This is a genomic window from Dactylosporangium sp. CS-033363, assembly GCF_050942475.1.
Taxonomy (GTDB): Bacteria; Actinomycetota; Actinomycetes; order Mycobacteriales; family Micromonosporaceae; genus Dactylosporangium.
On record NZ_CP192032.1, the window covers coordinates 5386979 to 5410885 of the forward strand.

A 23907-nucleotide genomic window follows, 5' to 3' on the forward strand; every position below is an offset into this window, starting at 1 on the left:
GAAGCCTACTGGTCGGCGGCGCGCAGAAGCGCTTCGACCTCGGCGAGTTCGGTGACGCCCATGGCCCGGTACAGGTCCGCCGCCGCCTGCAGCCGCTGCCGCGACAGCCGCGGGTCGTCGGTGGACAGGCCGAGGCCGTGGTAGGCGCGGGCCTGCTCGTAGCGGTACCCGGCCCGCATCGCCCGCTCCAGGGCCCGCGCGTACTCGGCCTTGGCCTCATCCAGCCGCCCGGCCGCCCGCAGGCCCGCGCCGTGGTTGCTGGCGGCCAGGCAGGCGATGTGCGGTTCGAGGTGCTCGGAGTCGCGGGCGGCCGCCTCGACCAGCGCCAGGCCCTCGTCGAGGCGGTCCAGGGCGATCAGGCTCACCCCGAGGTAGCTGCGGGCCTCGCAGATCGTCGCGGTGCCGGCCTCGGGCGGGATCCGCTCGACGGTCCAGCGCAGCAGCAGCTCGGCGAGGGTGTGCTGGCCGAGGAGCTGGCGGATGACGGCGAGCTCGATCGCCCCGTTGATGGCCAGCTGGGTGCCGGCGGCCCGGCTGACCCGGCCCGCGGCGAGGGTGCGGCGGGCGGCGACGGTGGCCTCGTCGATGCGGCCCCGCAGCCGCAGGATCATCGTGAGGGTCGGCCACTGCCCGGCGTACACCGTGTCCTCGGCGGGATAGATCGGCAGCAGCGACTGCTCGAGGAGGTCGAGGGCCTCGCTGAAGCGGCCGGAGAAGTGGTAGACGGCGGCGAGGTTGGACCGGGCCCGGGCGCCCCATTTCGGGTGCTCGCCGATGAGGTTCAGGTGGTGCGCGGCGTTCTCCTGGTCGCCCTCGCGGGCGTAGGCGGAGGCGAGGTAGTTGCGGGTCATCGCCACGAGGTCGTCGTCGGCGAGGGCCTCGGCGGCGGCCAGGGCGCGGTGGTGCAGGTCGATGGAGACGTCGTTCATCGACTGCCGGAACAGGTACCCCCACACCGCCCGCGGCAGCAGCACGGTGTGCCGGTGCCGGCCGAGCCGGTCGGCGAGCTGGGTGACGGCGATCAGGTTGCCGATCTCGGCGTCGAGCCAGCGGCGGGTGTCGGCGAGGTCGGCGAAGCGCGGCACCCACGCCTGCACGTCGCCGACGTCGATGGCGCCGCGGGCCCGGCCGTGCTCCCAGGGGCGGGTCGCGGCCGCCGCGGCCTGCAGGTAGAAGTCGAGCATCCGGTCGGTCGCGGCGTCGTGTTCGGGGTCGTCGGCGGCGAGCTGCGCGGCGTACTCGCGCAGCAGGTCGTGCAGCCGGAACCGGCCGGCGACGGGCTCCATGAGCAGGTGGGCGTCGACGAGCCGGCCGAGCAGCTCGTCGGCGTCACGAAACGGCAGGTCCGCCAGGGCGGCGGCGACCGGTACCGCGAACTCGCCGGAGGGGTGCAGGCCGGTGAGCCGGAACAGCCGGCGGGCGTTGTCGTCGAGGGCACGGTACGACAGGGCGAATGCGGCGTGCGGGGACCGTCCGTCGACGGTGAGGTCGATCGGGGCCGGGTTGGCCTGCCGGAGCCGGTCGGCGAGGTCGGCGACGCTCCACGAGGGGCGGTGGGCGAGGCGGGCCGCGGCCAGGCGCAGCGCGAGGGGGAGCCCGCCGCAGAGGCGGACGACGTCGGCGACGGCCCGCGGGTCGGCCTCGGCGCGTTCGCCGATGACGGTGGTGACGAACCGGACCGCCTCGGCGTCGTCGAGGACGTCGAGGGACACGGAGTGGGCGCCGTCGAGCCCGCCGAGGCGGCGGCGGCTGGTGATGAGCACGAGGCTCGCCGACGCCCCCGGTAACAGCGGGGTGACCTGGGCCGGGTCGGCGGCGTTGTCGAGCACGACGAGCATCCGGCGCTGGGCGAGCTCGCTGCGCCAGCGGGCGACGCGCTCGTCGGGGTCGGCGGGGATGCGTTCGGGGTCGAGGCCGAGGTGGCGCAGCAGCAGCCCGACGGCGTCGTGGGCGGCGAGGGGCGGGCGTTCGCCGTGGGCGCGCAGGTCGACGAAGAGCCGCCCGTCGGGGTAGCCGTCGGCGACGAGGTGCGCCACGTGTACCGCCAGGCTGGTCTTCCCCACGCCCGCCATGCCGTCGACGGTGAGCACGACGGGGACGTCGCCGCGGCCGGGCCGGGCGGCGGCGACGAGCCGGGCGACGAGGTCGTCGCGGCCGGAGAAGTCGGCGATGTCGCGGGGGAGCGTCCACGGGGTCGGGACCGGCATGGCCCGGGTGGCGGGGGCGGCGCCGAGCAGGGCCGGCGGGCCGGGCCGGCTGTCCTGGGCGGGCGGGGCCGGTTGCAGGAGCCCGCGGTACAACTCCTGGAGGGCGGCACTCGGGGCGAGGCCGAGCTGCTCGTCGAGGACCTCGGCGAGGCGCAGGTAGACGGCGATGGCGTCGGCGGTCCGCCCGACCCGGGCCAGGGCGGTCATCAGCTGGCCGTGCAGGCGTTCCCGCAGCGGGTGCTGCTCGGCGAGGCCGGTCAGCTGGCTGATCAGCTCGGCCTGCAGCCCGAGCTGCAGCTCGACGTCGAGGCAGTCCTCCAGGGCGCTGCTGTGCCGCTCCTCGAGGGCGACGGCGGCGGCCTGGACACTGGGGGAGTCGACACCGGCGAGGGCCGGGCCGCGCCACAGGTCGAGGGCGTCGCGCAGGTGCTTGCGGGCGGTGTGCAGCTCCCCGGCGGCCATCGCGGCCCGCCCGTCGGCGACGAGCTGGCCGAAGACGAGGGTGTCGAGCTCGTCGGGGGCGACGACGGCGCGGTACCCGGCGGTGTCCGTCTGGATCGCGCCCGGCAGCTGCCGGCGCAGCCGCGACACGCACGTGTGCAGCTGGGCGCGGGCGGTGACCGGGGCGGCGTCGCCCCAGACGGCATCGACGAGCCTGGGCAGCGTCACCACCCGGTTCGGCTGCAGCAGCAGCATGACCAGCAGGACCCGGTCGCGGGTCGCGGAGATCTCCAGCCGCCGGCCGGCGACATCGACCTCCAGCGGACCGAGCAGCCGGTAATGCACGAACCGAACAGTAACGCAGGGTGTCACGTACACGACACCCACCAGTCAGCGAGACGTCAGAGCTTGGCGGGGGGCGTATTGCCGGCCTGCTCGATGGCCCGGCGCATCGGCACGAACAGCAGCAGCACGAACCCGGCGACGAAGAACGCGACGAGGGCGATGATCGCGACCCGGTAGCTGTCGGTCAGGTCGAGGGCGAGGCCGAACGCGAGCGGCCCGAGCCAGCTGGTGCCCTTGTCGGAGATCTCGTACAGCCCGAAGTACTCGCCCTCCTTGCCCTTGGGGATCAGCTGCGAGAACAGCGAGCGGGACAGGGCCTGGCTGCCGCCGAGGACGAGGCCGATGCCGCCGCCGAGGATCACGAACAGCACCGCCTGCTTGGCCGGCATGAAGAACGCCACGATGATGACGACCGTCCACAGCACCAGGCTGACCAGGACGGTCTTCCAGGCGCCGATGGCCTTGGCGAGCCGGCCCAGCAGCAGCGCCCCGGCGAAGGCCAGGAACTGCACCATGAGGATGGTCGGCACCAGCACGTCGTCGGACAGTTGCAGTTCCTCGGTGCCGTAGACGCTGGCGAGGCTGATGACGGTCTGGATGCCGTCGTTGTAGATGAGGTACGCGACGAGGAAGAACAGCGTCAGCGGCAGCGCCCGCAGGCCCTTGAGGGTGCCCCACAGCTGCCGGAAGCCGTCGCTGAGCACGTTGCCGCGGGCGGCGCCGAGGTGCTCGTCGGCGATGGGCCGGTTGCGCAGCGTCAGCAGCGGGATGGTGGTGAACCCGGCCCACCACACGCCGGCGGAGACGATGCTGTACCGCGCGACCTCCCCGGTGCTCATCCCGAGGCTGTCCTTCATGAGCACCGCGGCCACGTTGAGCAGCAGCAGCGTGCCGCCGCCGAGGTAGCCCCAGGCCCAGCCGAAACTCGAGACCTTGTCGCGGTCCTGCTCGTCGGCGATCTGCGGCAGGAACGAGTTGTAGACGACGACGGACGCGCCGTAGCTGATGTTCGCGAGCAGGAACAGCCCGGCGCCGAGCAGGTACCGCTCGCCGGTCAGGAACAGCATCGCGATCGTGGCGGCGGCGCCGAGGAAGGCGAAGAACGCCATCAGTTCCTTCTTGCGCGGCGACCGGTCGGCGATCGCGCCCACCACCGGCAGCACGAACACCGTCAGGAACACCGACAGCGACACCGAGTACGGGAACAGGGCGGCGGGCGCGATCGCGATGCCGAGCGGGTGGATGGCGGCGCCGTCGGGGCAGCCCGAGTCGGGGCAGTGCGCGGCCGCCTTGGCGATCGAGGTCAGGTAGGGGCCGAGGAAGACCGTCACGACCGTGGTCGGGAACGCCGAGTTCGCCCAGTCGTAGAAGTACCAGCCGACCCGCTCACGGCGGGAGCTGTACTCCACTGTGGAGACTTCCTGAACGCCCGTCACGGCCAGATGCCCCTCTTGATGTAGACGTCGCGCAGCACCTCGATGTGATCGGTCATGATGCCATCAACACCGAGGTCGAGGAATAGGCCGATCTGGTCCGGGTCGTCGATCGTCCACAGGTGCACCTGCAGCCCGCACCGGTGGGCGTAGTCGACGAACTTGGCGGTGGCCAGCGCGATCCGGCCGTACCGGGGCGGGATCTGCACCGCCACCACGGTTTCGGCGGGCGTGTAGCGGCGTCCGACCTGGTAGGCGGCGAACAGCCCGGCGACCTCGCGCATGCCCATGGAGGTCGCCACGGTGGGCCCCGCCAGGGTGCGCAGGCGCCGCAGCCGGGCGGAGGAGAACGACGCGAGCAGCACCCGGTCGTGGGCGTTGAGCCGCTGCACGACCTCGACGGTGGGCGCCACTGCGTGCTCGGTCTTGGCGTCGATGTTGAACCGGATGTCCGGATGCGCGGCGAGGACCTCGTCGAGGCGGGGGACCGCGGCGGCCCCGCCGATCCGCTCCGTCGCGAGATCGGACCACCGTAAGTCGATCATCCGACCCGGGCGCCCCAGGAGGCGTTCCAGCGTGTCATCGTGGAACACGACCGCGACCCCGTCGGCGGTGGCGTGCGTGTCGGTCTCGATGTAGCGGTAACCGAGGCCGGCGGCACGGGCGAACGCCGCTGTCGTGTTCTCGTCACCGGCGGCCGCCCCGCCACGGTGGGCGAAGCCCAGCGGTCCTGGGGCGTCGAGGTAGGGCACCTGCTTCACGCGGCCAGTATGCAGCGATCATGGGTCAACTTCGCGCAACGGCGGGTTACGGCAGGCTTGACGGCCGACGCAGAGCGCGGAACGGCAAAGGTATGGTGACGCACATGCGCGTGCTCGGCATTGACTTCGGCACGTCGAACACGGTCGCGATGGTCCGCACCCAGGACACGCGGATGCGACCGCTGCTGTTCGACGGTTCCCCCTTGCTGCCCTCTGCCCTGTACTTCAACACCGACGGGAAGGTCCTCGTCGGCCGGGACGCCGAGCGCAACGCGCGGCTCGACCCGGCCCGCTTCGAGCCCAACCCGAAGCGGCGCATCGACGACGGCGAGGTGTTCATCGGCGACCACTCGATGCCGGTCCCGCGCCTGTTCGCGCACGTGTTGTCACAGGTCAACGCCGAGGCCCGGCGCCAGCTCGGCGGGGCCCCGGAGGAGGTCCGGCTGACCCACCCGGCCCGGTGGGGCGAGCGGCGCCGGTCGCTGCTCATGGAGGCCTGCCGCATCTCCGGCCTGGGCACGCCCCGCCTCATCGCCGAGCCGGTCGGCGCCGCGTCGTACTTCACCGCCGTGCTCGGCTCCGCGGTCCCCGTCGGGCGCAGCCTCGCCATCTACGACCTCGGCGGCGGCACGTTCGACGCGACCGTGGTCCGCCGCACCCAGTCCGGCTTCGAGGTCCTCGCCGAGGACGGCCTCGCCGACGTCGGCGGCCTCGACTTCGACCACGCGATCGTCGAGCACCTGGGCAAGACGTACCAGGAGTCCCACGCCGAGAAGTGGGCCGCCCTCGCCAACCCGACCGACGCCTCCGACCGCCGGCTGCGCCGGATGCTGTACGAGGACGTCCGCGGCGCGAAGGAGATGCTGTCGCGCACCGCGTCGACGGACATCCACCTGCCGTCCATGGAGATCGACGCGCACCTGACCCGCGAGGAGCTGGAGACGCTCGTCCGGCCGTACCTGGAGCGCACCGTCGCCTGCCTGCGCCGGGCCATCGAGTCGGCGCGGCTGCAGCCCAAGGACCTCGTCGGCATCTTCCTCGTCGGCGGCTCCTCCCGCATCCCCCTCGCGGCGCACCTCATCCACACCGAGCTCGGCGTGGCCCCGACGACCCTGGAACAGCCGGAGACGGTCGTGGTCGAGGGCGCGCTGTGCATCGGCGCCGCGGTGGCCCCGGTCGGCACGTCGGGCACCCCGCGCACGGTCCCGCCGCAGCAGCGCCCGATGCCGCAGCAGGCCCCGGCGAGGGTGACGAACGCCCCGATGTCGGGCGTCCCGGTCTCCCCGGCCGTGCAGCGCCCGCCGGTGATGCCGCAGGTGCAGCAGCGTCCCCCGGTGGTCGCCCCGCAGCCGGTCGTCCAGCGCCCGCCCGTGGTGCAGCAGCCGGTGGTGCAGCAGCAGCCGGTGTTCCGCGCCCAGCCGGCCCCGCAGCCGGTCGTGCAGCAGCCGGTGGTCCCCGCCCGCCCGGGCCCGTTCCCCCCGCAGGCCGCCCGCCAGGCCCCCGCCGCTCAGGGCGAGGCGGCCGAGCGCAACTGGATCGCCGTGATCGTCGTCGTCCTGGTCCTGGTCGCGATCCTCTTCGTGATCCTGCTGTGGACGGCGCTCAACTAAAGAGCAACAAACACAAACGCGGCTCTGGTACCTCCACAGGTACCAGAGCCGCGCTTGTCGTCTCGGGGTTCTTTATTGCGGCGCCCAGAACGCGGCGAGGCTGCTCGTGCCGGGGTCGTCGGAGCCCAGCAGCAGGCTCCACGGGTCGGTGCCGGGCGGCAGGTCGAGGTGCTCGTACTGGGCCAGCCCCGCGGGTTCGGCCGGCTCGTGCACGGCCGGGTCGAAGGCGGCGGACAGGTTGTGGTCGGGGCCGCCGAGGACGTCGGCGTCGATCCACGGGAAGCCGTCGACGGGGGCGGGCGGGTCCTGCAGGTGCAGCTCCTCGGGGAACTGCACCTCGTGCCAGCCCGGGTCGTCGGCGGACGCGTCGACGTCGGGGTCGGTGCCGAACGCCGCCTCGTGGCCGTCCTGGGTTTCGTGGCTTTCCTCGGCGCCGTCGATGTGCCCGTCGCTGAGGTGCAGCTGCCCGTCGTCGCCGTTGTCGCCGCCCGCGTCGTGGCCGGCCGGGTCGGCGTCGCCGTCGTGGCCGCCGTCGATGTGGCCGTCGCTCAGGTGCTGGCCGTCGTCGCCGTGTTCCCCGCCGCCGTGGTCCGCGCCGCCGTCGTGGACGGACTCGTCGTACTCGGCGGTGGCGTGCTCGGTGCCGAGCGGCTCCTCGAGGTCGCCGCTGCCGCCGTCGAGGTGGCCGTCGCTGAGGTGCTGGCCCGGCTCGCCGAGGTCGTGCTCGTCGTAGCCTGCGCCGCCGTGGGCGTCGTCGTAGCCGCCGGAGGCGCCCGCGTCGTCGTAGCCGGCGCCGTACTCCTCGCCGAAGCCGCCGTGCAGGTCGTGGCCGCCGTCGTCGCCGCCGAGATCAGCGGTGTCGGCGTCGTCGCCCTCGGACCATTGCCAGTGCCCGTCCATCGGTCAACCCCCTACGCCTCGGCGGCCGCTTCGCCCGCATCGGCCGGGCCGGACGGGGTCAGGGCGCGGATGCGCACCAGGACCTCGTCGACCTGCTTGATGCGGGATCGCAGACCTTCCCGTTCGGTGTTCAGCGCGGCCTTGCGCTTGGCCCGTTCGGCCTTGTCCTCGCCCAGGGACTTGTCGATCTGCGCGATGTGCGCGTCGAGCTGCTTGACCCGCCGTTCGATGGCCTCGTCGAGGGCGAGGGTCAGCGCGTACTGCAGGTCCGTGAACCGGTGCATGATCTCGTCGGACAGGGCGGCCCGGGCCTCGCCGAGGACCTCCCGCAGCCACTGGCGGGCCTGCTGCTTGTCCGCCATGCTCTTCCGCTTGAAGATCATGTAGGCGCCGGCGGCGAGGCCGAGGCCGACGCCGACGACGGGCAGGACGAGCCCGGCGCCGGCCAGGCCGATCGCGCCGAGGGCCGCGCCGCCGCCGACCATGCCGGGGATGCGGGCGGCCATCATCGCCATACCGGCCGAGGACATGACGACCATCGCGCCGTCGCCGGACTGCTCGCGGCGGGGCTTGGTGCCCAGCGCGTGGCGCAGCCGGGCGTTGAGGCCGCGCAGCACGTGCTGCAGCTCGTTGGGGTGGAACACCTGGGCCAGGACCCGCTCGCCGACCTTGCGGAAGCGGAACTCGAGGTCGTGGGAGAGCCGCACGGACAGGGCGTACAGGGCCTTGTCCAGCTCGGCGGGCAGCTCGGAGATGTCGCCGCGGCCGCCCTTGTCGATCTTCTCCATGAACTGTTCCTGCAGCTGCGTGATGTAGTTGCGCAGCCGCGTGGTGGCCTCGACCCGGGCCCGCTGGGTCTCCGTGGACAGCGCCAGGGACCACTGCCGGGACTCGGTGCGCTTGCGGGTGGCGACCTGCTGGCGCTCCTCCTTGGCCCGTTCGGCGTCGGCCGGGTCGGGGTCGGTGGCCTTCATCCGGTCACCGATCTCCTGGTCGATGCGGATGTACTCCGACCGCACGCTGCGCAGCACGTTCGCCTGCGCCAGCAGGTGGCCCTTGGAAGCCAGGTCGATGAGCGCGTGCTGCAGCTCGGCGATGCGCGACTCGCGGATCAGCTCGCCGGCGGCGTCCTTCGGCATCTGCATCGCCAGCTCCGCCAGCCGCGCCGACACCGGGTACCACGGTGCGGAGGCGAACCGCGGCGCGTGGGTCTGCAGCTGCCCCTTGTTGTCGTCGAGGATCTTGCGCCAGCCGGGGTAGGCGTCGACCTTCGTCAGCGCGAACAGCACGAAGTTGACCTTCTTGCTGGCCTCGATGAGGAAGTTCATCTCCGGCTTGGAGAACGGGCTGGAGGAGTCCACGACGAACAGCAGCGCGGTGGCCTTCTCCACGGCGTCCATGGCGACCTCGGCGTGCATCGAGTCCAGGCCGCCGGTGCCGGGGGTGTCGATGAGCGTCAGGTACTGCAGCAGCGGCGCCGAGTGGTGGATCTCGATCCGCCGCGGCGGGCGCATCCCGTCGGGCATCCGGCCCAGCACCGTGCCCCAGTCGCGCAGGTCGCCCAGGCCGATCGGCACCGGGTCCTCGCGGCCGGGGATGTAGGCGCGGGCGCCGTGCTGCGGGTTGTGCATGAACTCCAGGTAGGAGGCGGTGGCCACGGCCGCGTCGACCGGGGACAGGTTCGGCACGCCGATGAGCATGTTCGTCAGCGAGCTCTTGCCGCGCTTGGTCTCGCCGACGACGACGACCTTCGGGCGCACCACGTCGCGGCGGCGCTCGGTGTCGATGTCGGCGGCCGCGTCCGGGTCGATCTTGCGCAGGTACGCGAGGCTGCCGTCGACGCCGGCCTTGAGCAGCTTGCCCAGCGCCGCGGTGGCGTCGGCGGGCTTCTTCGGCGCCGCTCCGGCGGGTGCGTTCGGGGTCTGGGTCATCGTGGCTGCTCTCTGCGCGGCTGCTGCGTGGTGTGCTGGCTGGGCTGGACGACCGGGTGCTGGCCGGTCTGGCCGCCGGCCTGCGCGGGGCGGCCGACGGTCGGGTGGGCGCCGGTCGGGCCGCCGGCGGTGCGCGCCGACTGGTACACGGTGACGATGGGCGCCCGCAGCACCCGTCCGTCGCGGTCGACGTAGCCGGGGACCTCGACGCCGGAGATCTGCCCGTTGAGGTTCGGGTCGTTGGTCGGGGTGGTGCCGCCGGCCTCGTGGTGCGCGGGGTCGAAGCGGACCCCGGCCGGTTCCAGGATGGTGACCCCGGCCTCGTGCAGGGCGGCGCCGAGCCGGTCGCCGAGGGCCTTGCTGGTGACCCGGTCCCGCACGTAGATCGACGCCTGGACGAGGGCCCGCCGGTCGGCGTCGGACTGCCCCGCGCGCCCGCCCGGGGGCGCCGACACGGGGGCGGTGGCGCCGCGGCCGCTGCCCCGGGAGGCCAGCAGCAGCAACAGCAGCAGGGCGGCGCCGACGAACAGGGTGCCGACGAACGCGACCAGGGCCGGCTTGACGCCGAAGCCCTCCTGCTCGGTGCAGGCCTTCGTCTGCAGGGTCTGCGCCTGGGTGGTACCGGCGCCGGTGTTGTCCGGCTGCTCCGGGGTGTTGCCGCCGGCCTTGACCGCGCCGCCGGCCGCGCCGGCCCCCTCGACCTGGGTCGGTGTCGGGTTGGCACCGGCGGTCGCGGTCTGGGCGGGGCAGTTCGGGGCACCGCCGAGCAGGCCGGTCGCCACGCCGGTGAGCACCGCGATGACGAGCGCGACGCCGACGGCGAGCAGACGCAGGCTGTTGGAGGACATCTTCGGCTCCTGGGGGTGGGGGCCTCGGTTATTGGCTGAGCTGGCAGGTGGATTGGTCACACGGGACGTACCGCTGCGATTATCGGACATTTGCTCCACCCCCGCGGATGCGCTGGGAGAGCAGGTAGAAGCCACGGTGGGCAACGAGCGCGACGCGGGACTGCGACGGGCTGGCGCCGGCCACGGCGTAGGCGCGCCAGCGGGTGGCGGCGTCCAGGGCGGCGCGGACCATCGAGTCGCGGTCGGCGCTGGGCAGGTTGAGGATCCAGCCGGGGTCGTTGGACAGCGCCAGGCGGGTCAGCTCGCCCTCCATCTGGTCGGGCAGGTCGACGGCGCCGGTGGTGACCAGCTGCGCCACCTCCAGCAGCCGCAGCCGGTGCGACTCGGGCTGCTGCAGGACCCGTTCGATCGCGTCGCGGAGCAGCTCCCGGTCGTGCGGCCGCTCGGCGTGGCTGGCGATCTTCTCCAGGCTCGACAGCGCCCAGCCGGCCTTGATGGCGTCGGTGCGCCACCGGAACGCGTGGTCGAGGGTCTGGCGCAGCCGCGGGAACCCGGACGCCTGGAACAGCATCCGGACGAGTTCGCCGGTGGCCAGGGTCGGCTTGGCGACGAGCTGCGCGATGGCGAAGCTGATGCCGTACAGGTCGAGGAGCCTGAGCAGTCGTTCCCGGGCCTCGCGGCTGACGGGGCAGTCGCGGGTGGTGAACAGGTCGACGGAGGCCAGCAGCACGGTCCGCTCGCCCTGGGCGAGGGCGGCGAGCTGGCGCAGGGCCTCGCAGTCGGCGGCGGTGAGCCGGCCCGCCTCGGTGGTCTCGGCGAGCAGGCCGACGACCGGGACGACGTCGGAGACGACCCGGCGCAGCACCTTGGACTGGTCGTTGGCGAGCGGGGCGACGATCGGCCACGGGTCCTGCCCGCCGCCGGCGAGCTTGTCCACCTTGTTGAACAGCCCGAGGGAGTTGATCGGGTTGGACGACAGCCGGGCGGAGATGGACCGGAAGGCCTCCAGGGCCTGCACGTCGTCGTCGCGGACCGACTGCGTGAACACGTAGATGATGGCCTCGGCGCCGGACAGCGCGCCGGCGGAGTCGGAGTCGAGGTCGTCGTCGATCGGGGCCTCGGAGAACAGGAACCGGCGGGCCTGGTCGGACACGGACGTGTTGGCGCTGGACAGGCCGGGGGTGTCCACGACGGTCAGGTCGCGCAGGTGGTCGCTGGTGAGCGTGACGTCGACGTAGGCGACCTCGTGGCGGGCGACGCCGAGGCGCTGCGGGATCATGCCGGCCTCGTCGAGGGGGAGGCTGACCCGGTTGCCGTTGCGCTTGACGACGTCGACGCGGTCGGAGGTGCCGTAGCGGAACTGCGTGACGATCCGGGTGCACTCGCCGACCTCGGTCGGCGCGACCCGCCGGCCGATCAGGGCGTTGACGAGCGTGGACTTGCCGGACTTGAGCCGGCCGGCGATCGCGACCCGCAGCGGCTCACCGAGGCGCCGGCGCACGTCGACGACCTGGGCCTGGGCGGCGCCGCCGAGCCGGTTGCCGACTTCGGCGCACAGTTCACCCACACGGGAGCTGAGTGGTCCTGTCGGCACGGGTTCAGCCCCGCTTCGACGTCGGCCACAGACTGATCACCGACTGCGCGAGGCCGGTGGGTTCAGCCACAATGCCGACGTACCCTCGGGTGTCCAAGGGGTGGACCTCGCTCATTATTCGCTCCTGGGTGCAGATCAGTACCGTCATGTCACGCACGTACGGCACACACATTACGAATATCCTGCGCGCGCAGGATCCCATGTTCGTGCCAGGAATGGAGGCTTCCCGTGCCTGAGGCACCGACTGATGAGCCCGTCGCCGGCCCGGCGGCCGGGCCGGCGGTGGTGTCGGCGGTCGTGGGCCGGGCGAGTGTTCCTGCCGTGTGGCCGCCCGCCGACCTGATCGCCTCGGCCGTCGAGGCCCTGCATAACCCCGGTCTGGTCGTCATCTCCGGCGCTCCGGGCACGGGCCGCACCGGGGTGCTGAAGCGCCTGGGGGAGTCCTTCCGCGGCCCCGTGTTCAGCGGCGGCGCCCTCGCGATGCTGCGCGGGGTACCGGCGCTGGCGCTGTCCCGGGCGGTGCGGGTGCGACTCCCGTCACATGAGGCGCCGCTGCTCGCCGAGGCCGTCCGCTCCCGGGTCCGTCACGGCCTGCTACTGCTCGACGACCTCCAGTGGGCGGATCCGCTGACGATGGCGGCCCTGCCGGCGATCGCCGAGCACTGTCGGATAGTTGTCACCCTGCGTACCCCGCACCGCCTGCCCGGCGACGCCGAGCGGGCCCTGCGCGAGGCCGCGGCGAAGTCCGGGGCGTGGCTGTCGATGCCGCCGATGCCCGCCGACGCCGCCGCCGCGCTCGTGCGCCAGCTCGCCCCGTCCGCGTCGGCCGCCGTCGTCACCGACCTGGTCCGCCGGGCCGGCGGCGTCCCGCTGGCCGTCGTCGCCCTGGCCAAACACGTCGCGCAGGGCGGCACCCCCCGCGACGACGGCCTCGACAAGGGCCTCGCCTACACCGTCGCCGGGGCGCTGGCCGACCTGACCCGGCCCGCCCGTACCGCGATGGCGGCGCTGGGCCTGCTCGGCCGCCCCGTCACCGCGACCGTCCTCGGCGAGGGCCTCACCGAGCTGGTCGAGACCGGCCTCGTCGAGCTCGCCGACGGCGTGGCGGCACCGGTCTCCCCGTACACCGCGGAGGTCGCCGCCGGCCTGCTGGACGCGTCGGAGCGCGCCGCCCTGCACCGCCGCCTGGCCACCCTGGTCCCGCCCCGCGAGGCCGCCCGCCATCTGGCCGCCGCGGGGGCCGCCGCCGAGGCGTACCAGGTCGCGGTGACCGCCGCCGCGGCCGCCGAGTCCTCCGGCGACCGCGCCGAACTCCTCCTGCTCGCCTGCGACCTGCCGGGTGTGGACGCGGAGCCGCAGGTGCGCATCGCCGCCGCCCGCGCCGCCCTGGCCGCCGGGCGTCCCGGCTCCTGCCTGCGGGTCCTCGACGCGAACGGCACCGACCCGGTCGCGGCGGTGCTGCGCGGCGAGGCGCTGCTGCAGCAGGGCAGTCCCGTCCCCGCCGCGGCCGCGGTCGCTGGCGTCGGCGACGACGTGCCAGCCGAGGTCCTCGGCGGCCGGGACCGCATCCGGCTGCTGTCGATGCTCACCACCGACCCCGGCGGCGCCCTCGCGCGGGCCGAGGAGCTGCTGGGCGTGCACGGTGACGCGCCCGCGCATCCGGGGCTGCGGGCCGCGATCGCCGCGGTGCGGGCCGGGACCCGCCAGCCCGGCTGGGAGTACGGCCTCGCGTCGGCCGCCTCCGCCGCCGGGCAGGCCGGCGACGCCCTCGCCGCCCGCTGGTCGGCGTGGCTGCTCGTGGAGACCCTGACCGCCGACGCCCGCCTCGCCGAGGCCTCGCAGGCCGCCGCCGCGGCCGCCGCCGCCTGCGCCGGGGACCTCGCCTACTCGTGGCAGACCCGGTTCCTGGCCGCGCAGCTGTGGTGCGACGCGCTGCGCGGCGACCAGATCGACGAGGTCGTCCGCCGGGCCGGGGACCTCGCCGACCGGACCCTGCCCGCCCTGGCCCGCGGCTACGCCGTCGCCGCCGCGTCCCTCGCCGAGGCCGACGGCGGGCTGCTCGCCCCGGCCCGGGCCCGCCTGGAGGCGCTGCAGAACCGCCCCGCCTCGGCCGGGCCGGTGCTGGACTGGGTGACCCGCGAGGCGGCGTGGCTCGACGGCCGCCCCGACCAGGCGTTCGACCCGACCGACGCGGCGGTGTCGACGCCGCTCGTCGACGGGCTGCGGCGCATCACCGCCCGCTGGGCCGCCTACGACGCCGGGACCGCGGTCACCGCCGGCGACGACACCGTGCCGCTCGCCCCGGTCCAGGCGACCCTGGAGGCGTGGAAGGCCCCGGACCGCTTCGCCGAGGCGGCCGCCGCCTGGCATGCCCTGGCCCGCCGGGAGGAGGTGCGCTGCCTGCTCGCCCAGGGCCTGCTCGAGGACGAGGCACAGCAGGCGGTACCGCCACTGCTGGAAGCCGAACGCCTCGCCGAGGAGGCCGGTCTCGTCGTGCTGCTCGGCCGCGCCCGCCGAGCGCTGCGCCGGCACTCGATCCGGCGCGACACCCGCGGCCGGCGCGCCGGGGACGAGCTCACCGACCGCGAGCGCGACGTGCTGCGCCTCGTCGCCAACGGGGAGCCGACCCGCCGCATCGCCGGGCAGCTCGGCATCTCCCGCGAGACGGTGGAGACCCACATCCGGTCCGGAATGCGCAAACTCGGTGCCAGAACGCGAACCGAGGCGGCCGCGCTGGCCATCGAGGAGCTCGGCCAGTGAGAGATTTTTGTTTGACGACGCCGGGTCGCCGGGTAATGGGCCCGGATTCGCGGACATAGAGGAACGTGGATGAGTAGCGCTGTGGTCTTGTGCGGGAAGGCCCCTTCATCGCATGGTGGGCGCATGTTCTCACCCAGGGGCCGCTGAATGACGGGCGATCCGGCACTCGCACCGCGGTACGTCGTGGCGAACGGCGCCGACGCCACCGCCGTGCTGCGCAGGCTCGCCCGCGCGGGCTGGACCACCCGCGAGGGCTTCGCCCTCACCGACCAGGCCTGGGACGTCTCCGACGCCCGGCTCGCCCTGTTCGGCCGCGTCGCCGACGGCGACACCGCCGAACTCGCCCTGCTCGCCGCCGCCCGCGGCGCCGGGATCGTCGCCATCAGCGACACCGCCGCCGACATCGGCCGCGCCCTGCTCGCCGACCTCGGCCGGATCGGCCCCGTCACCACCGACCCCGACGCCGAACTCGGCACCGACCCGTCCGACGACGGCGGCGGCCCCGTCCTCGCCCCCGAGCAACGCGCCCTCCTGGAACGCCTCGCCGGCGGCGAGACCATCGCCGCCGCCGCGGCCGCCGAGTTCCTGTCGCTGCGCACCGCGAACCGGCGCATCGCCGAGGCCCGTGAGGTCCTCGGCGTGCGCACGACCCGCGAGGCCGTCCTCGCCTACTTACGGATGCGCCGCGAGGGCGGCTGACCGTTCTGCGCCTGCCACAGTTCGGCGTACAGCCCGCGTCTCCCGATGAGCTCGCCGTGGCTGCCCTCCTCGGCGATCCGCCCGCCGTCGAGGACCACGATCCGGTCCATCCGCGCGATCGTCGCCAGCCGGTGCGAGATCGCGATGCACGTCCGCCCGGCCAGGACCGCGCCGAGGGTGTCGTAGACCGCCGCCTCCGCCTCGGCGTCCAGCGCCGACGTGGCCTCGTCCAGCACCAGGATCGGCGCGTCCCGGTAGAACGCCCGCGCCAGCGCGATCCGCTGCCGCTGCCCGCCGGACAGCCGCACCCCGCGCTCCCCGACGACCGTCTCCGCCCCCTGCGGCAACGCGTCCACGAACCCGTCCGCGGCCGCCCGCCGCAACGCCTCCCGGACTCTGCCCGGATCGGCGTCCCCGGGCCCGGCGATGTTCTCCCGGATCGACCGGTGCAGCAGCGTCGCGTCCTGGCCGACCATCCCGATCCGCGCCCGCAGGCTGTCCTGCGTCACGGCCCGGATGTCGACACCGTCCACCGTGATCGTCCCCGCGTCCGTGTCGTGGAACCGCATCAGCAGCCCGACGAGCGTGGACTTGCCGGCCCCGGACCGCCCGACGATCCCGACCCGTTCCCCGGCGGCGATGTCGAGGCTGATGCCGTGCAGCCCGTGCCGGTGCCCGACGCCGTCGAACCGGACCGCGCCCTTCGCCGTCTCGTCCAGCACCAGTTCGCCGTCCTCGACCGCGAGGGGCTGCGCCACGGTCTGCAACGCCTTGCGCAGCGCCCCGGCCGACGAGAACAGCGCCGACACCGCATCGAGCAGCCACTCCGCCATCGACGTGATCCGGAAACTCAGCGCCAGCGCGGCCGCGACGAGCCCGATCGGCGCCGCCCCGCCCTGCCACAGCACGATGCCGTACCCCACCAGCCCGACGAGCAGCCCGCTGCCCAGCGCCATCATCGACGCGTTGATCGTCACCTCGACCCGCTGCAGGTCCAGATGCGCGCGGCGGGCCCTGGCGAACACGGCCCGGTCGTGCCCGGTCTGCTCGGCGCCGAGCAACGCCATCGTCTCCACGTTCGCGTACGCGTCCACCAGCAGCCCCGTCAGCTCCGACTCGGCCTCCTGCAACTGCTCGGACCGCCGCCGGTACCGGGGGACCGCCCACCACATCAGCCCCGCATACGCCGCGATCCATGCCCCGAGCGGGACCAGCAGCCGCACGTCGATCGCCGACATCACCCACACCGACCCGGCGATGTACGACACCACGAACAGCAGCGTGTGCAGCACGCAGTACGCGGCGGTCGAGGCCGCGTCCCCGCCGTCGCGGACCCAGGTCGCGACCCGCCCGGCGAGCTCGGCCCGGAACCACCCGACCGACTGCCGGGCCACGTGCCGATGCGCCCGCCACCGCGCCAGGGGCCGCGCGTTGCCCCGGAACGCGATGTCGTCGAGCGCCTCCCCGACGGCATTGATCCCAGGCCGGACGATCAGGACGAGGCCGGCCACGGCGAGCAGCTCCGATCCGTGCCGGGCCCAGATGGCGCCGGGAGTCTCCCGGGCAAGGGTGTCGACAAGCCTGCCGGTGTACCCGATGAGCCACACCTCAACGCCCGCACACACCAGCGTGGTGAACGCCGCGGCCAGCACCACCCACCGCAACGGCCGGAACGTCTCGAGGACGAATTTCAGCGGGGTGGCAGCGGGAGCCCGGCGCTGCCCGGCCGGGAACGGGTCAATCGGATGTTCGAAGAGTCCTGGCAACACGAAGCGCCTTTCCGGCGGCGGAGACAACGGACAGGGGACCGGGAATACCGCCGGAAGTCCTCATGCTCGTGCTCCTTCATCCGCTCGCTCGGCGCTGCGCTTCGCGTCTCCGCGTCTGTCGCGTCTTCTGGTCTTCGCGTCGAGGTTAGGTGACACCTGGCTGACACCGCGCCCGATTTATGCTCGGTGGGCTCGGTCGGTGCTCGGGTCGCCGTGGTTCTCGGCGTGCGGCGCGCATGTTGCGGCGCTGGGCCGGCGTCGCGGTGCTGGGCCAGTCGCTCCCCGGTCGCAGCTCTGGCGGCGGCGGGACGGTGGCGGCGCTGGACCGTCAGCGGCCGGACGGGTCGACGTCCCGCGGCAGCCGCGGCTCGTCGCTAACCCGGTCGGTCGCCGGTCGCAGCTCTGGCGGCGGCGGGACGGTGGCGGCGCTGCAGGCTCAGCGGCCGCACCGGGTCGACGTACCGCGGCAGCCGGGGCTCACCGACCCGCAACGGCCGCAACTCCTCGGTGATCGCATCGATGATCCGATCGGTGGCCCGCTGCGCCGCCCCCGGCACCGCCGGGTCGACCCCGGACAGGTCGACCACGGCCCCGAAATGCACCCGCACCACGGGCCGCCGCACCAGCGCCCGTGCCAGGGTCCGCACGGTGGGCGCGAACCCGCCCCACGCCGCGACCTCATGCGCCCCCCACTGCGCGACGGCGACCACGGGCGCCCCGGTGGCGAGCGCGATCCGCGCCAGACCGGTCTTGCCCCGCTCCGGCCACATCCCCGGGTCGAGCGTGATCCGCCCCTCCGGGTACCCGAGCACATGCGACCGCGCGGCGAGGGCCCGCGTCACGTCGTCGACGGCGGCGGCGACGTTCGCCTGCCGCCGGTTGATCCGGATATGCCCGGCAGCGCGCATGACGGACCCGACGACCGGCGCCCGGAACAGCCCACCGGTCGCCATGAGCCGCGGCGCAAGCCCGGCCGCCTGACACGCCGCCGTGACCGCGATCGGGTCGAACGGCCCGATGTGGTTGACGGCGAGAATGACCGGCCCGTCCCGCAACTGCGGCGGCAGCCCGCCGGTGACCCGCAGCCGCGCGACGGGCGCCACGATGACCCGGGCGAGGACGAGCAGGAACCGCCACGTACGCGGAACCCGCCACGGCTCAACCCCCACCCCGGCCATCTCGCCCGGCCGCCGCCGGCTGCCCGCCGCCACGCCGTCTGCCACGATGGGAGCGTCCGCCGTCGGCGCGGACACGGCGGCGGCACCGTCGACCGCGGCCCCGGCATCCTCAGCACCTGGGCCGTCGTCAGCAGCTGGGCCCACGCCGGACGGAGGCGACGCGGGAGCGGGCAGTTGCGGGGGAGCCGCGGACCGGGCAGCCGTCATGGTGGTGTCGTCGGCCGGACGTCCGGCTGGCTCCCCGTCGCTCACGTGCGCGTGTCCTCTGGCTGCTGGTGGATGGCTCCGATCCGGACACGGTAGCGCCGTATCCGGGACGCGCAACCATACCGTCAGCCGGTGTTCCGCTCATCCGACCTGGCAGTGCACCGCCGGCCACGACCTCAGACCCGGCGCGATCGCGACCCGGCACAGCGCCGTCGAACCGCTACGGGTTGCCCGGCGAACCCGGCGACGAGGATGAACGAAGGCAGCCCGAGCCGGCGCGATGCACGCCTGGCAACAGCGGGCCACACCGGTTGCCAGGCGAACCCGGCGAACGCAGGCAGCCCGAGCCAGGCCGGCGCCCGCCTGGCGACCGCGAGCCACACAACGCCATCGAACCGCTCCGGGCCCCACCGGCCAGCTCCCTGGCGAACCCTCCGACGAACGTCAACGCAGGTCAGAGCCCGAATCGGCGCGGCGCCCCACCTGGTGGCAGCGGGCCACACCGGCCGGGCTGTGCCGCGCTCCGGTGCCAGCGGGCCACAGCCGTGGTGGCGGCGGCCCGCTGTCCGGCGTGCTTCGCTCTTACTCGGCCCTGTTACTCGGCCTCTTACTCGGCCTCGCGGAGTTCGGCCAGGCGGGCCTCGATCTCGGCCAGTTCGGCGCGCAGCCGTTCGGCCTGGCCCTCCGCCTCGGCGCGGGCGGCGGACACGATCTCCTCGACGGCCTCGTGGACGCCGGGGACGTCGAGCATCGCGACCATCTTGAGGGCCTCGCCGGCCTTGATGACGTACGGCTTGGCGAGGGCCTTCGCGCCCTGGTTCGCGGCCACCGTCCACTCGCCCTCGGCGTAGGCGAGGGTCACCGTCAGGCCCGGGGCGGGCTTGGGCTTCGGCGCGGCCTTCTTCGCGGCCGGCTTCCCCGGCGTGTTCTTCGCCGCCGAAGCCGACGAATCGGACGAATCACCGCCCGCGTCGGTGCTGGAGCCGGGCGCAGCCGGGCCACTCGAGGCGGACGTGTCGCCGGCCGGCGCGGCGGTGGCCTTCGCGGGGGAACCCGCGGCCTTCGAGTCGGTGGAGCTGTCGCCTGCGGCGGCGGGGGAGGAGTCCGGGGCCGCGGTGGCGGCGGGGGAGTCGGCTACGGAAGGGGCTGGCACGGGGCTCTCCTCACGAGGTGCGGGAACGGCCGGTGCTCGCTTCGCCGGCGCGGTCTTCGGGGCGATCGCCAGGTCGGCGGGGGAGAAGGGCAGCTCGTCGCGGCCGAAGCGCACCACGACCCACTCGTCGGACAGCTCCGGGTCCGTCAGTGCGACGATCTGGCCCAGCTGCCCGGCGATCTGCCCGGCCTGCTCGGTGAATACGACTTTCGGTTTCCGGCCGGCCGCGAGGGTGTCCCGGATCTGCTCCAGATCCACCGTCGACAAGCCCTTGGCCGCGGTCCGCGCGGCAACCATCGCACCCTCCCCAACCCGTCAATCGAACATGTGTCGGAATAGTCATACCAGCCACCTACGACATTTTCCGAACGCGACACACCGTACGACAGCACGAGCGGGCAACGGGAGCGAGAACAGGCAGTGGGAACAGGGTGCGGAAAATCAGGGGAGCTCGTCGATCTCCGCCTGCGGGTCCAGGAGCCGCAGGACATCGGCGCGGTCCGTGACGATCGCCCAGCCGGGACGGGCCTGCGCCCGGCGGACCACGTGCGCGGCCGCCACCGTCGCCGGGCCGCCGTCACCGGCGAACATCGCCCCGCCGTCCATCGCATCCGCCGCGGTCAGGTCGTCCACGACCACCACCGGCAGGCTCAGCAGCACCTTGAGCACGTCGTAGTCCTTCGGCGACGTCTGCGCCCAGGCCTCCGCCAGCGCCGCCGCCGGCACCGCCAGCACGACCCCCTGGTCGACGGCGTGCCACACGATCGCGGAACTGTACGGCTTGCCCGCCACGAACCCCAGGATCGCCGAACTGTCCAGGATTCGCCCTCCGACCGCGGTCACGACACCGAACCGCTCGCGGGCGCCACCCCCAGCACCTCGCGTGCCCACGCGTGATGCTCCGGGTCCAGCCGTACACCACGCTGTGCGTAAAGTTCGTTGAGCGTCAGCAGCGCCCGGTCCCGGGCCAGCCGCCCGCGCACCGCCTCGGCCACGTACGCCGACACCGACTCCGCGCCGCCCGCGTCCACGAACCGCCGCACGGCCGCGGCATCATCGGCGGGCATCGTCACCGTCACCCGTTCCTTGCGCATCTCACGCATACGCACAGGGTAGCCGCCGCATACGTCGATCACCTAGCGTGCCTCACCCGAACGGGGCCCGGTTCCTGCCCACCTGCACCGTCCATGCCCCGCCGTCCGAAAAACCGCAACCGACGGTGACCATCCGTTGCCACCCGACGTGCGGTAGCCCACACCTGAACGCGCGCTCACCCCAGCCGGGTCGCGCCCGCGCCGACGAGCAGCTCGGCGATGAACCCGGCGCCGGCGCCGAGATCGCGGAGGTTGATGAGGCCGGACGTGCCCGGCAGCAGCGTCGCCCGCACATGGTCCACGATGGTCGCGGCGAACGCCGCGTCGTGGCCGCCCCGGTATGTGGTCAGGTGCGCGGCGGCACGGTCGAGGACGGCGGCGCCGGCGATCAGCAGCAGGTCCGGGTCGGCCGGCAGGACCACGCGGCGCAGGTCGACGGCCCGGAAATCCGTCCCGGACAGGCGGGCGGCGCTGAGGTCGACGTCCTGCATCGGGTTCGGGTCCGGTTTCGCCTCGCCCATCATGCGCCCGTCGAACACCACGTCCCGTACCGCGCCGGCGAACGTGCACCGGATCAGGCTGGACTGCCAGAAGTTGACGTCGCGCAGGTCGGCGCCGGTGAAGTCGCAGTCGGTGTACGTCGCCGCGGCCGTGCTGATCCGGCGCATCTTCGCGTTCGTGAACCGGACGTGGTCGTAGACGTTGCCGCGGTGGTCACCGGCATGCCAGGCGCCCAGCGCCGAGCCGAGCAGGTTCGCGCCGGTGAACGTGCACCGGGACAGGTCGGTGGCCCGCAGCCGCCAGTCGACGCAGAACGCCCGGTCGAAGCGGCAGTCGCGAACCGCGCATCCGGTGAACCGGAACGCGGTGAGGTCGGCGCCGTCGAACGCGATACCGGTCAGCGACCGATCCCGCACTTCGGCGCCGCGGCCGCCGAAGGAGATTCCGCGCAGGTCGAGCAGTCCGTCGACGCGGCCGAGCCCGGCGTCGTCCAGAGGTTCCCCGCCGACGAGCCGGTTCCGGACGGCGCCGGCCAGCTCGTGCCCGGCGGGTGTCGTCCAGCGCCGCTGCAATGCCGTCACCGCCACGGCCAGGCTCCAGACAGTTGGTCGATAATGTACATTATGTCAACTAACGTAAGCTGGGCGCCATGCGGACCGTGCTGTATCCGGAGACCCGGCGGGGGCTTGCCAGGGACGCGCTCGAGGGGCTCGCCACCGGCGACGCGTACGGGGCGCAGCATTTCACCCGACCCGACCTGCGGACGCCGCCGTGGCCGTGGACCGACGACACCCAGATGGCCGCGGTCCTCGTCGCGCACCTGCACATCCGCGACACGATAGATCAGGACGAGCTCGCGGCGGCGTGGGCGGCCGCGTGTGAACCGGGCCGCGGGTACGGCGTCGGCGCCTACCTGACCCTCCAGGCGATCGCCGGCGGCACCCCGTGGCGGGACGCTGCGAAAAGCGGGTTCGGCGGGCAGGGCTCCTACGGCAACGGCGCCGCGATGCGGGTCGCGCCGCTCGGCGCGTACCACGCCGGCGACCCGGCCCGTGCCGCCGCCGAGGCAGGAGTGCAGGCGGTCGTCACCCACGCCCATCCCGAAGGGGTCGCCGGGGCCGTCGCGGTGGCGGTGGCCGCGAGCGCCGCGGCGCACGCGCGCCTGACCGGGGCGAGGCCCGACCTGCTCGCCGCGGCCCTGCAGCACGTCGACGCCACCACCGTCGTTGCCAAACTGCTGCGAAAAGCGCGACATGTCCGAAGCGTCGACGAGGCGGCGCGGCAGCTCGGGACCGGGGAACGGGTGACGGCGCAGGACACCGTGCCGTACACCATCTGGGTCGCGAACCGGTTCCTCGGGGACTTCCGGGGCGGGGTCGAGGCGTGCTGCGCCGCCGGTGGGGACGTCGACACGACCGCGGCGATCGTCGGTGGCGTCCTCGCCGCCCATGACCCGGCGCTGCCGGACGCGTGGGTGCGGGCGCGGGAGCCGCTGCCTCAGATCGCGGGGCGGTAGAAGAAGGTGCGGCGGCGGGCGATGCGGCCGGCGCGGAACTCGTACCAGTCGGCGAAGATCTCGTTGAGGGGCACGCCCGCGTGGGACATGCCGTCGAAGCGGCCCCAGCAGAAGCCCTCGCCGGGGCCGGACAGGCAGCGGTCGACCTGGTGGCGGCCGGCGGAGACGATGCACCGCCGGCGGTAGAAGGTGACGAACGCGTCGGCGCCCTCGATCGGCGGGCAGCCGGGGCGGTGGTAGACGACGTCGTCGGTGACGAGGTCCGACAGCCCGGTCCAGTCGCGCCGGTCGATGACGGTGAGCAGGGTGCCGATGAGTGCCGCCGCGTCGCCCATGTGTCCATGCAACGGCCCGCCCGCGGCCCGGTCAACGGCGCGCGGGACATGTTTCCACCCCGAAACGGGACCGTAACCCGCAGACTGGTGGCCGAGGATGCGCCGGCGGTCGGCGTGTCGGCGCATCCAGCACAAGGGACGGAGCAGACGGTGACGTCGACACCGTGACCCGCAGACTGGTGGCCAAGGATGCGCCGGCGGTCGGCGTGTCGGCGCATCCAGCAGAACGGACGGATCAGACGGTGACGTCGATCTGGTTGCCGCTGTCCGTCGAGGAGGCCGCCTTGGCGACGTCGTCGGCGGGCTGGACGGCGGTGCGGGAGGCCGCGAACGCCATGATGAACGACCAGGGCGGCACGGCCCCGGACGCGTTCGTGACGGCGCCCGTCGGCGACAGGTGGTAGCCCGTGGCGCCGGCGATGGCGGCGCGGTCGCCGGGGGTGAGCTTGCTCAGCACCTGCTGCGAGGCGGGCAGTCCACCCTTGGGCGGCGGGGCGGGTGCCTCCACCGCGGCGTTCGTCGCCGCGCCCGGTACCGCTTTCTGCGGTGCCGGCGGCTGGGCGGCGGCGGCCGGCGTGCTGGCCGTCAGTTGTCTGATCTCCATGTTGGCCTCCCGAAGCGTCCG

The 23907-nt window shown here is 73.8% G+C and carries 19 protein-coding genes; 4 read left to right on the top strand and 15 right to left on the bottom strand.

The window, feature by feature from the left end; genetic code table 11:
• Positions 1-5: 5 nt before the first annotated feature.
• Genes ACQPZ4_RS24970 through ACQPZ4_RS24980 form a run of 3 tightly spaced genes read right to left on the bottom strand, consistent with a single transcriptional unit; the run spans position 6 to position 5187 of the window.
• Positions 6-2993, bottom strand: coding sequence for an AfsR/SARP family transcriptional regulator (locus tag ACQPZ4_RS24970; protein ID WP_433065791.1), 2988 nt, complete (start codon positions 2991-2993; stop codon positions 6-8).
• 56 nt (positions 2994-3049) lie between these two features.
• A complete protein-coding gene (locus tag ACQPZ4_RS24975; RefSeq protein WP_433066643.1) occupies positions 3050-4435 on the bottom strand; it encodes an MFS transporter in 1386 nt (461 codons plus the stop codon).
• Complete coding sequence (locus tag ACQPZ4_RS24980; RefSeq protein WP_433065794.1) at positions 4426-5187, bottom strand: glycerophosphodiester phosphodiesterase family protein; 762 nt, start codon at positions 5185-5187, stop codon at positions 4426-4428. The genes ACQPZ4_RS24975 and ACQPZ4_RS24980 overlap by 10 nt, the downstream gene beginning before the upstream one ends.
• 104 nt (positions 5188-5291) lie before the next feature.
• On the opposite strand from ACQPZ4_RS24980, the gene ACQPZ4_RS24985 reads away from it, so the two are divergent.
• Positions 5292-6797, top strand: a complete 1506-nt coding sequence (locus tag ACQPZ4_RS24985; protein ID WP_433065796.1) for an Hsp70 family protein — start codon at positions 5292-5294, stop codon at positions 6795-6797.
• A 72-nt stretch (positions 6798-6869) separates the two neighbouring features.
• Here ACQPZ4_RS24985 and ACQPZ4_RS24990 read toward each other — a convergent pair whose 3' ends face one another.
• The 4 genes from ACQPZ4_RS24990 to ACQPZ4_RS25005 form a co-directional block, all read right to left on the bottom strand.
• The gene (locus ACQPZ4_RS24990; protein ID WP_433065798.1) at positions 6870-7697 is read right to left on the bottom strand and encodes a hypothetical protein; all 828 of its coding nucleotides are present in this window, start codon (positions 7695-7697) and stop codon (positions 6870-6872) included.
• Positions 7698-7708: 11 nt separating this feature from the next.
• On the bottom strand, positions 7709-9628 hold the full coding sequence (locus tag ACQPZ4_RS24995) for a dynamin family protein (RefSeq protein ID WP_433065801.1): 1920 nt from the start codon (positions 9626-9628) through the stop codon (positions 7709-7711).
• Entirely contained in the window at positions 9625-10476 is an 852-nt protein-coding gene (gene grpE / locus ACQPZ4_RS25000; RefSeq protein WP_433065804.1) for a nucleotide exchange factor GrpE, read from the bottom strand. The genes ACQPZ4_RS24995 and grpE overlap by 4 nt, the downstream gene beginning before the upstream one ends.
• Positions 10477-10555: 79 nt before the next feature.
• Positions 10556-12043 carry a dynamin family protein gene (locus tag ACQPZ4_RS25005; protein ID WP_433065807.1) on the bottom strand — a complete coding sequence of 496 codons (1488 nt, stop codon included), beginning with the start codon at positions 12041-12043 and terminating at the stop codon, positions 10556-10558.
• Between the two features lie 798 nt (positions 12044-12841).
• Between ACQPZ4_RS25005 and ACQPZ4_RS25010 the strand changes: the two genes are divergently transcribed.
• Together ACQPZ4_RS25010 and ACQPZ4_RS25015 are read left to right on the top strand one after the other, a co-directional pair.
• The gene (locus tag ACQPZ4_RS25010; protein ID WP_433065810.1) at positions 12842-14830 is read left to right on the top strand and encodes a helix-turn-helix domain-containing protein; all 1989 of its coding nucleotides are present in this window, start codon (positions 12842-12844) and stop codon (positions 14828-14830) included.
• 147 nt (positions 14831-14977) lie between these two features.
• Positions 14978-15529 carry a LuxR family transcriptional regulator gene (locus ACQPZ4_RS25015; protein WP_433065812.1) on the top strand — a complete coding sequence of 184 codons (552 nt, stop codon included), beginning with the start codon at positions 14978-14980 and terminating at the stop codon, positions 15527-15529.
• Here ACQPZ4_RS25015 and ACQPZ4_RS25020 read toward each other — a convergent pair.
• From ACQPZ4_RS25020 to ACQPZ4_RS25045, 6 genes are all read right to left on the bottom strand, one after another.
• The gene (locus ACQPZ4_RS25020) at positions 15499-17184 is read right to left on the bottom strand and encodes an ABC transporter ATP-binding protein (protein WP_433066646.1); all 1686 of its coding nucleotides are present in this window, start codon (positions 17182-17184) and stop codon (positions 15499-15501) included. The genes ACQPZ4_RS25015 and ACQPZ4_RS25020 overlap by 31 nt on opposite strands.
• Positions 17185-17672: 488 nt before the next feature.
• Positions 17673-18476: a lysophospholipid acyltransferase family protein gene (locus ACQPZ4_RS25025; RefSeq protein WP_433066648.1), complete on the bottom strand. Its 804-nt coding sequence runs from the start codon at positions 18474-18476 to the stop codon at positions 17673-17675.
• A gap of 814 nt (positions 18477-19290) precedes the next feature.
• Positions 19291-20133, bottom strand: coding sequence for a hypothetical protein (locus ACQPZ4_RS25030; RefSeq protein WP_433065815.1), 843 nt, complete (start codon positions 20131-20133; stop codon positions 19291-19293).
• Between the two features lie 144 nt (positions 20134-20277).
• Positions 20278-20679 (bottom strand): hypothetical protein, encoded by a 402-nt coding sequence (locus tag ACQPZ4_RS25035; RefSeq protein WP_433065818.1) that lies wholly within the window; start codon positions 20677-20679, stop codon positions 20278-20280.
• Positions 20676-20939, bottom strand: a complete 264-nt coding sequence (locus tag ACQPZ4_RS25040) for a ribbon-helix-helix domain-containing protein (RefSeq protein ID WP_433065821.1) — start codon at positions 20937-20939, stop codon at positions 20676-20678. Before ACQPZ4_RS25040 ends, ACQPZ4_RS25035 begins: the two co-directional genes overlap by 4 nt.
• A gap of 167 nt (positions 20940-21106) precedes the next feature.
• The gene (locus ACQPZ4_RS25045) at positions 21107-22012 is read right to left on the bottom strand and encodes a pentapeptide repeat-containing protein (RefSeq protein WP_433065824.1); all 906 of its coding nucleotides are present in this window, start codon (positions 22010-22012) and stop codon (positions 21107-21109) included.
• Positions 22013-22080: 68 nt separating this feature from the next.
• Between ACQPZ4_RS25045 and ACQPZ4_RS25050 the strand changes: the two genes are divergently transcribed.
• The gene (locus ACQPZ4_RS25050; RefSeq protein WP_433065827.1) at positions 22081-22947 is read left to right on the top strand and encodes an ADP-ribosylglycohydrolase family protein; all 867 of its coding nucleotides are present in this window, start codon (positions 22081-22083) and stop codon (positions 22945-22947) included.
• Here ACQPZ4_RS25050 and ACQPZ4_RS25055 read toward each other — a convergent pair.
• Both ACQPZ4_RS25055 and ACQPZ4_RS25060 read right to left on the bottom strand, forming a co-directional pair.
• Positions 22929-23282 carry a nuclear transport factor 2 family protein gene (locus ACQPZ4_RS25055; protein WP_433065830.1) on the bottom strand — a complete coding sequence of 118 codons (354 nt, stop codon included), beginning with the start codon at positions 23280-23282 and terminating at the stop codon, positions 22929-22931. The two genes, ACQPZ4_RS25050 and ACQPZ4_RS25055, sit on opposite strands and share 19 nt — an antisense overlap.
• A gap of 235 nt (positions 23283-23517) precedes the next feature.
• Complete coding sequence (locus ACQPZ4_RS25060; RefSeq protein ID WP_433065832.1) at positions 23518-23886, bottom strand: hypothetical protein; 369 nt, start codon at positions 23884-23886, stop codon at positions 23518-23520.
• Positions 23887-23907 lie beyond the last annotated feature (21 nt).